At 66.0% G+C, this 14,279-nt stretch carries 12 protein-coding genes; 8 read left to right on the forward strand and 4 right to left on the reverse strand.

Annotation, left to right across the window (positions count from 1 at the left end):
* Positions 1–34: 34 nt before the first annotated feature.
* A complete protein-coding gene (locus tag WI560_RS12000) occupies positions 35–943 on the reverse strand; it encodes a LysR family transcriptional regulator (protein WP_375308166.1) in 909 nt (302 codons plus the stop codon).
* A 101-nt stretch (positions 944–1,044) separates the two neighbouring features.
* Between WI560_RS12000 and WI560_RS12005 the strand changes: the two genes are divergently transcribed.
* From WI560_RS12005 to WI560_RS12040, 8 genes are all read left to right on the forward strand, one after another.
* The gene (locus tag WI560_RS12005) at positions 1,045–2,541 is read left to right on the forward strand and encodes a CoA-acylating methylmalonate-semialdehyde dehydrogenase (protein ID WP_375308167.1); all 1,497 of its coding nucleotides are present in this window, start codon (positions 1,045–1,047) and stop codon (positions 2,539–2,541) included.
* Positions 2,542–2,724: 183 nt separating this feature from the next.
* Positions 2,725–3,870 (forward strand): isobutyryl-CoA dehydrogenase, encoded by a 1,146-nt coding sequence (locus WI560_RS12010; protein ID WP_375308168.1) that lies wholly within the window; start codon positions 2,725–2,727, stop codon positions 3,868–3,870.
* The gene (locus tag WI560_RS12015; RefSeq protein ID WP_375308169.1) at positions 3,867–4,934 is read left to right on the forward strand and encodes an enoyl-CoA hydratase/isomerase family protein; all 1,068 of its coding nucleotides are present in this window, start codon (positions 3,867–3,869) and stop codon (positions 4,932–4,934) included. Before WI560_RS12010 ends, WI560_RS12015 begins: the two co-directional genes overlap by 4 nt.
* A 25-nt stretch (positions 4,935–4,959) precedes the next feature.
* On the forward strand, positions 4,960–5,850 hold the full coding sequence (gene mmsB, locus WI560_RS12020) for a 3-hydroxyisobutyrate dehydrogenase (RefSeq protein WP_375308170.1): 891 nt from the start codon (positions 4,960–4,962) through the stop codon (positions 5,848–5,850).
* Positions 5,850–7,568, forward strand: coding sequence for an AMP-binding protein (locus WI560_RS12025; protein ID WP_375308171.1), 1,719 nt, complete (start codon positions 5,850–5,852; stop codon positions 7,566–7,568). The genes mmsB and WI560_RS12025 overlap by 1 nt, the downstream gene beginning before the upstream one ends.
* Before the next feature lie 128 nt (positions 7,569–7,696).
* Complete coding sequence (locus WI560_RS12030) at positions 7,697–8,176, forward strand: MaoC family dehydratase (RefSeq protein ID WP_375308172.1); 480 nt, start codon at positions 7,697–7,699, stop codon at positions 8,174–8,176.
* A 229-nt stretch (positions 8,177–8,405) separates the two neighbouring features.
* Positions 8,406–9,323, forward strand: coding sequence for an SDR family NAD(P)-dependent oxidoreductase (locus WI560_RS12035; RefSeq protein WP_257177870.1), 918 nt, complete (start codon positions 8,406–8,408; stop codon positions 9,321–9,323).
* A 198-nt stretch (positions 9,324–9,521) separates the two neighbouring features.
* Positions 9,522–10,709, forward strand: a complete 1,188-nt coding sequence (locus WI560_RS12040) for a TIGR03862 family flavoprotein (protein WP_375308823.1) — start codon at positions 9,522–9,524, stop codon at positions 10,707–10,709.
* Positions 10,710–10,806: 97 nt separating this feature from the next.
* Here the strand turns inward: WI560_RS12040 and WI560_RS12045 are convergent, their stop codons facing one another.
* Genes WI560_RS12045 through WI560_RS12055 form a run of 3 tightly spaced genes read right to left on the reverse strand, consistent with a single transcriptional unit; the run spans position 10,807 to position 14,195 of the window.
* Positions 10,807–11,886, reverse strand: a complete 1,080-nt coding sequence (locus WI560_RS12045) for a D-TA family PLP-dependent enzyme (protein ID WP_375308173.1) — start codon at positions 11,884–11,886, stop codon at positions 10,807–10,809.
* Between the two features lie 3 nt (positions 11,887–11,889).
* Positions 11,890–13,701: an ABC-F family ATP-binding cassette domain-containing protein gene (locus WI560_RS12050; RefSeq protein WP_375308174.1), complete on the reverse strand. Its 1,812-nt coding sequence runs from the start codon at positions 13,699–13,701 to the stop codon at positions 11,890–11,892.
* A 2-nt stretch (positions 13,702–13,703) separates the two neighbouring features.
* Complete coding sequence (locus tag WI560_RS12055) at positions 13,704–14,195, reverse strand: YaiI/YqxD family protein (protein ID WP_375308175.1); 492 nt, start codon at positions 14,193–14,195, stop codon at positions 13,704–13,706.
* Positions 14,196–14,279 lie beyond the last annotated feature (84 nt).

The raw sequence follows: 14,279 nt of genomic DNA on the forward strand, positions 1-14,279 counted from the left end.
GCTCTGCGCCTTTGCCCACCCTACAGGACTGGCGCTACCGCCCCGCGAACAACGCCCGCTCGCGCTCGACGATCTCGCCGATGTAATCCGCAACCGCGCGGATGCGCGCCAGATCCTTGCTGTCGGCGTGCATCAGCATCCAGAACGTCCGCGTGATCGAGATCTCGTCGGGCAGCACCGGAACCAGTTGCGGATAGTCGGTCGCCATGAAGTGGGGCAGCACCGCGATGCCGAAACCGGAGAGCGTGGCATTGAGCTGGGCGATCAGATTGGCGCTGCGGAAGCGCGCGGAGATCCGCGGCGACACCTGCGGCAGATAATCGAGCTCCGGCGTGAACAGGAGCTCCTCGATGTAGCCGACGAAGCGGTGCTGCGGCAGCACCTCGCGCGAGGTGATCTTTGGGAAGCGGTCTAGATAGGCGGGCGCGGCATAGAGGCCGAGGCGGTAGTCGAGCAGCTTGCGGCCGACGATGCGGCCCTCCTTGGGCATGGTCAGGCTGATGGCGATATCGGCCTCGCGCTTGGAGAGGCTGAACAGCCGCGCGGTCGCCACCAATTGCAGATCGAGATCGGGGTACCGGTCGGCAAACGGCGCCAGCCGCGGCGCCAGGAAGGCGGTGCCGAAGCCGTCCGGTGCGCCGATCCGGACCGTGCCGGTCAGCCGCGCCACCGAGCCGCCGACCTGCTCCTGGTTGGCGACGATGGTCGATTCCATGGCTTCGGCGCTGTCGGCGACGCGCTGGCCGGCCTCGGTGAGGAGGTAGCCGGTCTTGCGCCGGTCAAACAGTTTTGCCGAAAGGTGCCTTTCCAGCCGGTCGACCCGGCGGATCACCGTGGCATGGTCGACGCCCAGCTGTTTTGCCGCAGCCGAGACCGAGCCGCCCCGCACGATGGCCAGCACGAAGCGAAAGTCGTCCCAGTCGATAGCGCCTTGATCCAGCATTTTCGCACATCTATGGTGCATTATCTCAGACTTGAATCCTATAAAATGCAGGTCAATAGGATTTGTCAAAGCGTTCAGGCTCGACCCCAGGAGATCATTCCATGCGTTCAATCGGACATTTCATCGGTGGCAAGGAGGTCAAGGGCACCTCTGGCCGCACCGCCGACGTTTTCGAGCCGATGACCGGTGACGTTCAGGCCAAGGTGGCGCTGGCGTCCAAGGCCGAGGTCCGCGCCGCCGTCGAGAACGCGCGCGCCGCGCAGCCCGAATGGGCCGCCACCAACCCGCAGCGCCGCGCCCGCGTCATGATGAAGTTCCTCGAGCTGGTGCAGCGCGACTACGACAAGCTCGCCGAGCTGCTGGCTCGCGAGCACGGCAAGACGGTGCCGGACGCCAAGGGCGACATCCAGCGTGGCCTCGAGGTCGCGGAGTTCGCCTGCGGCATCCCGCACCTGATGAAGGGCGAATACACGGAAGGAGCAGGTCCCGGCATCGACATCTATTCGATGCGCCAGCCGCTCGGCGTCGTCGCCGGCATCACCCCGTTCAACTTCCCGGCGATGATCCCGATGTGGAAGTTTGCGCCGGCGATCGCCTGCGGCAACGCCTTCATCCTCAAGCCGTCGGAGCGCGATCCCGGCGTGCCGATGCTCCTCGCTGAGCTCATGATGGAAGCAGGCCTGCCGGCCGGCATCCTCAACGTCGTCAACGGCGACAAGGAAGCGGTCGACGCCATCCTCGACGACCCCGACATCAAGGCCATCGGCTTCGTCGGCTCCACCCCGATCGCGCAGTACATCTACGAGCGCGCCGCGCAGACCGGCAAGCGCTGCCAGTGCTTCGGCGGCGCCAAGAACCACGCCATCATCATGCCCGACGCCGACATGGACCAGGCGGTCGACGCGCTGATTGGCGCCGGCTACGGCTCGGCCGGCGAGCGCTGCATGGCCGTCTCGGTCGCGGTCCCCGTCGGCAAGTCCACCGCCGACCGGCTGATGGAAAAGCTGATCCCGCGCGTCGAGAGCCTCAAGATCGGCACCTCGATCGATCCGTCTGCCGATTACGGCCCGCTGGTCACGCGCGAGGCGGTCGAGAAGGTCAAGAGCTACATCGACATCGGCATCAAGGAAGGCGCGACGCTCGCCGTCGACGGCCGCGGCTTCAAGATGCAGGGCTACGAGAAGGGCTTCTATCTTGGCGGATCGCTGTTCGACAACGTCACCAAGGACATGCGGATCTACAAGGAAGAGATTTTCGGCCCGGTGCTCTCGGTGGTGCGCGCGCACGATTACAAGGAAGCGCTGGCGCTGCCGTCGGAGCACGACTACGGCAACGGCGTCGCCATCTTCACCCGCGACGGCGATGCCGCGCGCGATTTCGCGGCTAGGGTCAATGTCGGCATGGTCGGCATCAACGTGCCGATCCCGGTGCCGATCGCCTATTACACCTTCGGCGGCTGGAAGAAGTCGGGCTTCGGCGATCTCAACCAGCACGGTCCTGACTCGGTCCGCTTCTACACCAAGACCAAGACCGTGACCTCGCGCTGGCCGTCCGGCGTCAAGGAAGGTGCGGAATTCTCGATCCCGCTGATGAAGTGACGCGGTCGGCGTGAACTGCAGCGGCGTCGGGACAACACCTCTCCCTTCGGGAGAGGTCGCGCCGAAGGCGCGGGTGAGGGGTTACGGTCTCTCGTTGGAGCAGCACCCCCTCACCCGATTTGCTGCGCAAATCGACCTCTCCCCTCCGGGGAGAGGTGACCCTATCCCGGCGGGGGCTTTGAGATGCAGTTCGCTCTGAACGAGGATCAGATCGCGGTTCGCGACATGGCACTCGCGTTTGCGGCGGAAAAGATCGCGCCGCATGCGCTGCGCTGGGACGAGGAGAAGCATTTCCCCGTCGATGTGATGCGCGAGGCCGCGACGCTCGGCATGGGCGGCATCTACATCCGCGACGATGTCGGGGGATCCGCGCTGACGCGGTTCGACGCGGCGCTGATCTTCGAGGCGCTGGCGACCGGCTGCCCGACCACCTCGGCCTTCATCTCCATCCACAACATGGCGTCCTGGATGATCGACGCCTACGGCAGCGACACCCAGCGCCACCAATGGCTGCCAAAGCTCTGCACCATGGAGCTGATCGCCAGCTACTGCCTGACCGAGCCGGGCGCCGGCTCGGACGCAGCGGCGCTGCGCACCCGCGCGGTGCGCGACGGCGACCATTACGTCCTCAACGGCCAGAAGCAGTTCATCTCCGGCGCCGGCGGCACCGATCTGCTGGTGGCGATGGTGCGCACCGGCGGTGATGGTCCCGGCGGCATCTCGACCCTCGTCATCGACGGCAAGACGCCGGGCGTCTCCTTCGGCGCCAACGAGCGCAAGATGGGCTGGAACGCGCAGCCGACCCGCGCGGTGATGTTCGAGAACGCCCGCGTGCCTGTTGCCAATCGCCTGAGTGAGGAGGGCGTCGGCTTCAAGATCGCGATGGCCGGCCTCGACGGCGGCCGCCTCAACATCACAGCCTGCTCGCTCGGCGGCGCGCAGACCGCGCTCGACAAGGCGCGCGCCTACATGAAGGAGCGCGAGGCGTTCGGCAAACGCCTCGACGAATTTCAGGCGCTGCAATTCCGCCTCGCCGACATGGCGATCGAGCTCGAAGCCGCGCGCACCTTCCTGTGGCGGGCGGCCGCGGCGCTCGACCGCAAAGACCCCGATGCCACCATGCTGTGCGCGATGGCAAAACGCTTCGGCACCGATGTCGGCTTCGAGGTCGCCAACCATGCGCTGCAGCTTCACGGCGGCTACGGTTACCTCAGCGAGTACGGCATCGAGAAGATCGTGCGCGATCTGCGCGTGCACCAGATCCTCGAAGGCACCAATGAAATCATGCGGCTCATCGTGGCGCGCAAACTGATCGAGGGCGCGCGATGAGCGGGGTGGAAGAGGGCGATCTCATCGCCCGCGTCGAGGGGGCGGCCGGCATCATCAGGCTCAACCGTCCCAAGGCGATCAATGCCGTGACGCTGGAGATGTTTCGCGACATCGAGAAGGCACTCGATCGCTTCGAGGCCGATCCTGAAGTCGCCGTGATCGTGCTGGAAGGTGCCGGCGAGCGCGGGCTCTGCGCCGGCGGGGACATCCGCGCGCTCTGGGAAAGCTCGAAGGTGAACGGCGACCTCGGCAAGATCCTGTGGCGCGAGGAATACATCCTCAACGCCCGGATCAAGAAATTTCCGAAGCCATATGTCGCCTTCATGGACGGCATCGTGATGGGCGGCGGCGTCGGTCTGTCCGCCCATGCCAGCCATCGCGTCGCCACGGATCGCACCAGGCTCGCCATGCCCGAAGTCGGTCTCGGCTTCTTCCCCGATGTCGGCGGCACCTATCTGTTGTCGCATTCGCCGGGCGAGATCGGCACCTATTTCGGGCTGACCGGCCAGACCATGAATGGGCCGGATGCGATCCATGCCAAGTTCGCCGATTGGGTCGTGCCGGCGGTGAAGCTGCCCGAGCTGCGCGAGGCCCTGACGAAGCTGCGTTCCGGCGCCACCGCCGCCGAGGTCAGCAAGCTCATCAGCAGCCTTTCAACCGCCGAGGCCGGGGGGCCGGTGGCCGCGAAGGAGCCTGTCATCGACGCGCTGTTCGGCTTCGACCGCATGGAGGACATCGTTGCGGCGCTCGAGCGCGACGGCTCGGACTTCGCGCTGGCCACGCTGAAGACGCTCAACGAAAAATCGCCGCGCGGCATGGTGGTGACGCTGAAGCTCTTGCGGCTCGCGCGCGCTTCGTCGAGCCTGGAGGAGTGTCTGGTGCGCGAATACCGTGCCGCGCTGGAAGTCTTCCGCAGCGACGATTTTCGCGAAGGCGTGCGCGCCGCCGTGATCGACAAGGACCGCAACCCGACCTGGTCGCCGCGAACAATCGAGGATGTGACGCCGGAGATGCTGGCGCCGTATTTCGCCGAGATCGGCACTGATGAGCTGAAGTTCAACTGACAACGAGACAGCGGAGGAAACGACAATGGCCACGATCGCATTCATCGGTCTCGGCAACATGGGCGGCCCGATGGCGGCTAACCTCGTCAAGGCCGGCCACAAGGTGGTGGCATTCGACCTAGTCGAAGCCTCGCGCGCGCAGGCCAAGGCCGATGGCGCCGGCATTGCCGACAGCGCGTCCGCGGCGGTGAAGGGCGCCGATGTCGTCGTCACCATGCTTCCCGCAGGCAAGCATGTGCTCGGCGTCTGGAACGAGGTCGTGCCGGCCATGACCAAGGGCGCGCTGATCATCGACAGCTCCACCATCGACGTCGAGAGCGCGAGGGCCGCGCATGTGCTGGCGGCGAAGCACGGCGTGCTTTCGGTCGATGCGCCGGTCTCCGGCGGCACCGGCGGCGCCAAGGGCGCGACGCTCACCTTCATGTGCGGCGGCGAGGAGAAGGCGTTTGCCGCGGCCAAGCCGGTACTGGAGAACATGGGCAAGAAGATCGTGCATTGCGGCGGCGCCGGCGCCGGCCAGGCGGCAAAAATCTGCAACAACATGATCCTCGGCATCTCCATGATCGCGGTCAGCGAGGCCTTTGCACTCGGTGAGAAGCTCGGCCTTTCGCATCAGGCGCTGTTCGACGTCGCCTCGACCTCATCGGGCCAGTGCTGGTCGCTGACGACCTATTGTCCGGTGCCGGGTCCAGTGCCGACCTCGCCCGCCAACAACGACTACAAGCCGGGCTTCGCTTCGGCGCTGATGGTGAAGGATCTGACGCTGGCACAGGATGCCGCCAAGGCTGCCGGCGCAGCCACGCCGCTCGGCAAGCATGCGCAGGAAATCTATCAGTCTTTCGACGCAGCCGGCCAGGGTGGGGTGGATTTTTCCGGAATTATCAAGCACGTTAGGAGTCTGGCCGGGAAAGCTTGATGACGACATTCCAGGAAGCGCGCGCGTTCCTTCTGCAACATCGCACGGATTACGAGACGGCGGTCAAAGACTTCCGTTGGCCGGATCCGGTCCCCTTCAACTGGGCGCTCGACTGGTTCGACGCCGAGCTGGCAACCAATGCGGAGAGCAGGGATCGTCCCGCGCTCTGGATCGTCGATGCCGCACAGGATCGCCAGACAAAGCTGTCCTTTGCGGCGCTCTCCAAGCGCTCCAACCAGGTCGCGAATTTCCTCCGTGCGCAGGGCCTGAAGCGCGGCGATCATTTGCTGCTGCTGCTCGGCAATGTGGTTCCGTTGTGGGAGACCATGCTGGCGGCGATGAAGCTCGGCGTCGTCGTGATTCCCGCGACCACGCTGCTCACGGCGGATGAGCTGCGCGACCGGCTCGATCGCGGCAAGGCCAAGGCGGTGGTTGCCGGCGAGGATCAGGTCGCGAAATTTGCGAGCCTTGGTGCGGACAACATCGCTCGCATCGCGGTCGGCGCGGCCTCCGACGGATGGCTGTCATACGATGACGCGGCAAAGGCTTCCGAGAGTTTTGCTGCCGACGGTGTAACCAACGCCGACGACCCGATGCTGCTCTATTTCACCTCTGGCACGACGGCGAAGCCGAAACTCGTCCGGCACAGCCAGCGCAGCTATCCCGTCGGCCATCTCTCGACCATGTACTGGATCGGGCTGAAGCCCGGCGACGTCCATCTCAACATTTCCTCGCCCGGCTGGGCCAAGCACGCCTGGAGCTGCTTCTTCGCGCCGTGGAATGCGGGCGCGACCGTGTTCGTGGTCAACCAGCCGCGCTTCGATGCGAAAGGCCTGCTCGCCACCATCGGCCGCTGCGGCGTCACCACGCTGTGTGCGCCGCCGACCGTGTGGCGGCTGTTCATCCAGGAGAACCTCGCCTCGTTCAAGGTGGCCCTGCGCGAGGTCTGCGGCGCCGGCGAGCCGCTCAATCCTGAAGTGATCGACCAGGTGCGGGCGGCCTGGGGCCTCACCATCCGCGACGGTTACGGCCAGACCGAAACCACCGCGCTGGCGGGCAACTCGCCGGGCCAGAAGATCAAGATCGGCTCGATGGGCCGGCCGCTGCCGGGCTATCGCGTGCAGATCAGCGACGCCGACGGCCATCCCGCCAGGGAAGGCGAGGTCACGCTGGTGCTCGGCGCCGAGCGGCCCGCCGGCCTGATGCAGGGTTACCAGGGCGACGACGGCAAGCTGTCCGGTGCCGAGGGTGAGCTCTATCGCAGCGGCGATGTCGTGTTCGAGGACGATGAAGGCTATTTCACCTTCGTCGGCCGTTCCGACGACGTGTTCAAGTCGTCAGACTACCGCATCAGTCCGTTCGAGCTGGAGAGCGTGCTGCTCGAGCACGAGCTGGTCGCGGAAGCCGCGGTGGTGCCGAGCCCGGACCCGATCCGCCTTGCCGTTCCCAAGGCCTTCGTGCTGCTGACCTCGGGCACGGAGCGGACGCCGGAGACGGCGCTCTCCATCTTCAGGCATCTGCATAGCCGGCTGGCCCCGTTCAAGCGTATCCGCCGCCTCGAAATCGTCACCGAGCTGCCGAAGACGATCTCTGGCAAAATCCGTCGCGTGCAGCTACGACGGCTCGAACGCGACGACGATCGCGAGGATCCGCTGCGCGGCCGGGAATTCCGCGAGGAGGATTTTCCGGAGTTGTCGAAGGCAAGGGGCGAAGGTTAGTGGAGCTTGTCATTCCGGGGCGATGCGCAGCATCGAACCCGGAATCCATTTTGCGGCAGAGTTTGCTGTCAAATGGATTCCGGGTTCGCGCTTCGCGCGCCCCGGAATGACGGTGGTTGGAGTCATCAATGAACCAAATCTGGAAGTCGCCGCCGATCACGCTCAAGGCCTATCAGGCCCTGGTCGGCAAGGAGATCGGCGTGTCATCCTGGCATCTGATCGACCAGCCTCGCATCGACACCTATGCCGACGTCACCGAGGATCATCAGTTCATCCACGTCGATCCCGAAAGAGCCAGGAAGGAAACCGCGTTTGGCACCACCATCGCGCACGGCTTCCTGACCATGTCGATGTTGTCGGTGATATCCTATGAAGTGATGCCGGCGATCGCCGGCACCACGATGGGCGTCAATTACGGTTTCGACAAGCTGCGTTTCATCTCGCCGGTCCGATCCGGCAAGCGCATCCGTGGCCGCTTCGTCCTCGCCGAAGCCAAGCTGCGCAAGCCGAACGAATTGCAGTCCCGCACCAACGTCACGGTCGAGATCGAAGGCGAGGACAAGCCCGCGCTGGTCGCGGACTGGCTGGGTCTGATTTATTTCGCGTAACTCCGCCTGTCATGGCTGGGCTTGACCCGGACATCTATCGCTGCTCAAAAAGCGACCCAAAGCGCGGTGTCACCCTCTCCCCTTGTGGGAGAGGGTGGCTTCGCGAATGCGAAGCCGGGTGAGGGGTCTCTCTCCGCGGACTCGCTTGTAGAAGCAAACCCCTCATCCGGCGCTTCGCGCCACCTTCTCCCGCAAGGGGAGAAGGAAGAAGGAAGCAGGAACTGCACTCATGGCAATCAGGTTCGACGGACGCGTCGCCATCGTCACCGGCGCGGGCAATGGTCTTGGCAAGGCGCATGCGCTGGGGCTGGCGAGCCGCGGCGCGAAAGTGGTGGTGAACGATTTCGGCGGCGCGCGCGACGGCACCGGTGGTTCGCTGTCGCCGGCCGAAGCCGTGGTCGAGGAAATTCGCAAGGCCGGCGGCACGGCGATGGCCGACGGCGCTGACGTCTCGAACTTCGAGCAGGTCACCGCCATGGTCGAGCGCGCCACCAAGGAATGGGGCAGCGTCGACCTCTTGTGCGCCAATGCCGGCATTCTGCGCGACAAGTCGTTCGGCAAGATGGAGGCGGCCGATTTCCAGAAGGTGCTGGACGTGCACCTCGTCGGCACCTTCTATTGCTGCAAGGCGGCCTGGGCCGGCATGCGCGACCGCAATTACGGTCGCATCGTGCTGACGACCTCGTCCTCCGGCCTCTACGGCAATTTCGGCCAGGCCAATTACGGCGCGGCGAAGTCGGGCATGGTCGGCCTGATGAACGTGCTCGCGGAAGAGGGCCGCAAGAACGACATCCGCGTCAACATCATCTCGCCCACCGCGGCGACCCGTATGACCGAGGAGCTGCTGCCGCCGCAGGCGCTTCAGCTGATGAAGCCGAACGCGATCACGCCCGCGGTCGAGTACATGCTCAGCGAGGACGCCCCGACCCGCACCATCATGGGCGCCGGCGCCGGCTCCTTCGCCGTGATCAAGATTTTGGAGAGCGAGGGCATCAACCTGCCGGAGTCCGAATGGACGCCGGACGCCGTCGCCGCGCATTTCGCCGAGATCAGCGACATGTCGAAGGCCAGGGCGCTGACGGGCGCGTTCGAGCAGACGCAGAAATACGTGGCGCAGGCCGCGGCGCGTGCGGGGATCAAGCTCTAAGTTGTCATTCCGGGGCGTCGCAAAGCGACAAGCCCGGAATCCATCGTTCCTCAGAATCCGCCGCCTGATGGATTCCGGGTTCGCGCCAAGTGGCGCGCCCCGGAATGACGAGCGAGGCGTGAGAATCTGCCCTAAACTCCCGCCATGACCTCAACCCATAACGACATCGCCGTCATCGGCGCCGGTCCCGCCGGGCTGATGGCGGCGGAGGTGCTGGCGCAGGGCGGCGCGCGCGTCACCGTCTATGACGCGATGCCGTCCGCGGGCCGCAAATTCCTGATGGCGGGCCGCGGCGGGCTCAATCTCACTCACAGCGAGCCGTCGCCGCAGTTTATGGCGCGCTACCGCGAGGCGGCACCGAATCTGCAAGCGGCGATCGCGGCGTTCTCGCCCGAGGCGCTGCGGGCGTGGAGCGCAGCATTGGGCGAGCCGACCTTCGTCGGCAGCAGCGGCCGGGTGTTTCCGAAAGCGTTCAAGGCTTCGCCCTTGCTGCGCGCCTGGCTGCGGCGCCTCGACGCCAGCGGGGTGCGGTTTGCCTTCCGGCATCGCTGGACCGGATGGGACGGCGAGGGGCGGCTGCTGTTTCGAACGCCCCATGGCGAGGTGGCGGTCGTTGCCGACGCCACGGTCCTCGCGCTCGGCGGCGCGAGCTGGCCGCGGCTCGGCTCGGATGGTGGCTGGGTCGGGCTCCTCGCTGCCAAGGGCGTTGCCATTTCCAGACTGAGGCCCGCCAATTCCGGCTTCACGGTCGCCTGGTCAAACGTGTTCCGCGATCGCTTCGAGGGACAGCCGCTCAAGGGCGTGGCGCTGACGGTCGGTGCACACACGGTGCGCGGCGAGGCCATGATCACCCGCAGCGGCATCGAAGGCGGCGCGGTCTACGCGCTGTCGGCCGAGCTGCGCGAAGCCGTGCTCGAACTCGGCCATGCGACGTTGATGATCGCATTGCGGCCCGACCTCGATGCCGGCGCGTTGACGACGCGGCTATCAGGCACGCGCGGCAAGCAATCGCTGGCGAATTTTTTGCGCAAGGCCGCGCAAGTGTCGCCGGTCGGAATCGGCCTGATGCAGGAGGCCGCCATTGCGTCCGGCCGAACGCTGGCCTCGTTCGCGCCGGCGGAGCTTGCGCAGCTGATCAACGCCATTCCGGTTCAGCTCACAGGCGTCGCCCCAATCGAGCGCGCGATCTCGACCGCGGGCGGGATCTCCTTCGACGAGCTCGACGACCGCTTCATGCTCCGTAAGCTGCCCGGCGTGTTCGCCGCCGGCGAGATGCTGGACTGGGAGGCGCCGACCGGCGGTTATCTGCTCCAGGCCTCGTTCGCGACAGGGAATGCGGCGGGCAGGGGCGTGCTCGCGTGGCTCGCCAACTCACAGGACTCGTAGAGTGGGCAAAGGCGCAAAGCGCCGTGCCCACGAGTTCGCGCGTAAGGGGCTCATGGTGGGCACGCTCCGCTTTGCCCACCCTACGGCAGTGTGCTCGTTACCGCAGCTTCCCTCGCGCCGCCACGGGCAGCGTGCCGATGATCTCCTCGCCGCGGACCATCACCACTTCGTCCATCATGTTGACGACGACGCAGACATGGTTCGGCACGATGCGGACGACGTCGCCGACATTCGGCCGGGTGTTGCTGCGGGAGAGGTCGAGAAAGCCGTGCTCCTCGGCGAACTTCGCGATCTTGGCCTCGGGGTGCTCCAGGATCAGGCCGTGGCCGTCGAGCCCGCCGGTATCCGTCGTCAGCGTCTTCGAGCCGGCATCGAGGATGCCGCGCTCGGGCGCGGCGCGGCTCACCACCGTGGAGTAGATATGTAGCGCGCAGTCGTCCCAGGTCGCCGAGCCCGCAGCGACCTGCATGCGGTCGTTGTAGATGTAGGTGCCGAAGCGGTGCTCGGTGCCGCCCTTGAGCTTGCCGATGTTGACGAGGTTCGGCGTGCCGCCGGTCGAGACGATCTTTGCATCCAGCCCGTGCGCGCGCACGCCGGCCAGCGCCTCGTCGTAGAACTTTTGCGCGTCCGCCCAGCCGCTCTCGGTTGGATACAGCATGAAGCCGGCGAATTCGAGCCCCTTGGATGCCGCGATCTCGCGCGCCAGCGCAATCGCTTCGGCCGGTGTCTCGACCCCGGCGCGCTTGCGCCCCGTATCGCATTCGACCACGACCGAGAGCGGACGGCCGGACGCCGCGGCCGCCTTCGGCAGGCCGGCGACGACGGTGGAATTGTCGGCGGCCACCGTCATGTTGGCCTTGGCCTGCAGCGCCCCGAGTCGCGCCATCTTCTCGTCGCCGATCAGGTTGTAGCTGATCAGGATGTCGTCGATGCCGGCATTGGCCATGATCTCGGCTTCGCCGAGCTTCTGGCAAGTGATGCCCTTGGCGCCGGCCGCGATCTGCATCTTCGCGATGCTCGGATTCTTGTGCGTCTTGATATGCGGACGGTTGGCGATGCCGGCGTCGTCGCAGGCCTTCTGGATCCGCGCGATATTGCGCTCGACCCGGTCCATGTCGATGACGGCGCAGGGCGTGCCGTATTCGCGGGCGATCTTGGCGGCAAGGGTTGTTGTCATAAGCTATGCCTGTTCTATCTCTTCGCGAAGCATTTCCAGTTCGAGCCAACGCTCTTCGGCGGCCGACAGCTCTTCGTGTGCCTTGGCGATGGCGGCCGACGTATCGTCGAATTTTTTGCGATCCTTCGCATAGAGACTGGGATCGTCGAGCACGCGCTGCAGCCGGGCGATATCCGCCTGCAACGTTTCCATCTTTCTCGGCAGGGTTTCCAGTGCGTGCTTCTCGTTGAAGCTCAGCTTCCGCTTCGGCGCGGAGGTGGGAGCAGCGGAGCGCTCCTCCTTCTTTTCCGCAACCGGTTGCGCTTTCGCCGTCTCGCGCTTGAGGTCTGCACCCCGCTGGCTCAGCATGTCGCTGTAGCCGCCGGCATATTCGGTCCACTTGCCGTTGCCCTCGGGCGCGATCACGGAAGTGACGACACGGTCGAGGAAGTCGCGGTCGTGGCTGATCAGGATGACGGTGCCCTCGTAATCGCCGAGCATCTCCTCGAGCACATCGAGCGTTTCGAGATCGAGGTCGTTGGTCGGCTCGTCCAGTACCAGGAGGTTCGAAGGCTTGGCCAGCGCGCGCGCCAGCATCAAGCGGCCACGCTCGCCGCCGGAGAGCACCTCCACCGGCGTGCCGCGCTGCTCCTGCGCGAACAGGAAATCCTTCATGTAGCCGACGACGTGCTTCGGCTTGCCGCCGACCATGATCTGATCACCGCGTCCGCCGGTCAGGGCCTCCGCCAGTGTCGACTTGGGGTCGAGGCTTTCGCGGTGCTGGTCGAGCGTGGCTACCTCCAGATTGGCGCCGAGACGTATCGTCCCGGAATCCGGCTGCATTCCGCCCGTGAGCAAATTGACCAGCGTGGTCTTGCCGGCGCCGTTCGGCCCGATGATGCCGAGGCGGTCGCCGCGCTGGATGCGGGTCGAAAAATTGTCGACGATCTTGCGCTCGCCATAGGCCTTGGTGATGCCCTTCGCCTCGATCACCAGCTTGCCGGATTGCTCGGCTTCGCTGGCTGCGAGACTGGCGGTGCCCGCGGTGCCGCGATAATTGCGGCGCTGGTCGCGCAGCGCATGCAAATTGGCGAGGCGCTTGACGTTGCGCTTGCGTCGGCCGGAGACGCCGTGGCGCAGCCAGTGCTCCTCGTCGACGATCTTGCGGTCGAGCTTGTGCTGATCGCGCTCTTCCTCCGCCAGCACCTCGTCGCGCCAGCTCTCGAACGAGGCAAAGCCGCGGTCGATCTGCTTGATCCGGCCGCGGTCGAGCCAGGCGGTCGATCGCGAGAGATTGGTCAGGAAGCGGCGGTCGTGGCTGATGATCACGAGCGCGCTGCGGCGGCCGTCGAGCTCGCGTTCCAGCCATTCAATGGTGGCGAGATCGAGATGGTTGGTCGGCTCGTCCAGCAGCAGAATGTCGGGCGAGGGCGCCAGCACATAGGCCAGTGCCGCACGGCGGGCCTCGCCGCCGGAAAGATCGTGCGGGTTCTCCTCGCCGGTGAGGCCGAGCTGCTCCAGGAGATAGCGCGCCTGATGCTGGTCGTCGCCGGGCGCGAGCCCGGACTCGACGTAGGCAAGCGTGGTCTTGTGCGCGCCGAAATCAGGCTCCTGCGGCAGATAGCGCACGGTAGCGCCGGGCTGCACGAAGCGCGTGCCGCCGTCGGGCTCGACCAGGCCGGCCGCGATCTTCAGCAGCGTCGATTTGCCGGAGCCGTTGCGGCCGATCAGGCAGACCCGCTCGGATGGCGCGACATTGAGCTCGACGCCCGACAGCAGCGGCGTGCCGCCGAAGGTCAGCCTGATGTCTTTGAGTTGGATCAGCGGCGGCGCCATGGTCAGCCCTGACTGGTTGCGGCTGCATCAGCGCGACGTCGCGCGATCCGCCGCAGCGTCTGGTCGAGCGCCGAGAGGAAGGCGGAGCGGTCGCGCGGCGCGAACGATCTGGGACCGCCCGTGACCTCGCCGGCCGAGCGCAGATCGGTCATCAGATTGCGCACCGCGAGCGTCATGCCGATCGATTCCTCCGTGAACGGCTTGCCGTTCGGCGCGAGCACGTCGGCGCCGGCCTTGACGCAGCGGCTCGCCAGCGGAATGTCCGAGGTCACCACGACGTCGCCGGGGCGGGCGCGCTCCGCGATCCAGTCGTCGGCCGCGTCAATGCCGCTCCCTCCGGCAATGCGCTCGATCAGCGGGTCCTGCGGCACCCGGATGAAATTGCCGGCGACCACGCTGACGGGCACGCCGTGCCGGAGCGCCACGCGGTAGATCTCGTCCTTCACCGGACAGGCGTCGGCATCGACATAAATGCGAGTGGGGGCGTTAGTCATTCGCCGCGTGGTACCCCATCCGGGCCGCAAAGGCGAGGGGATTGACCGCTGTTCCCCGGGGCCTACGATCGGCCCTGAAGCAAC

It is taken from the genome of Bradyrhizobium sp. A11 (assembly GCF_042077125.1).
Lineage (GTDB): Bacteria > Pseudomonadota > Alphaproteobacteria > Rhizobiales > Xanthobacteraceae > Bradyrhizobium > Bradyrhizobium japonicum_B.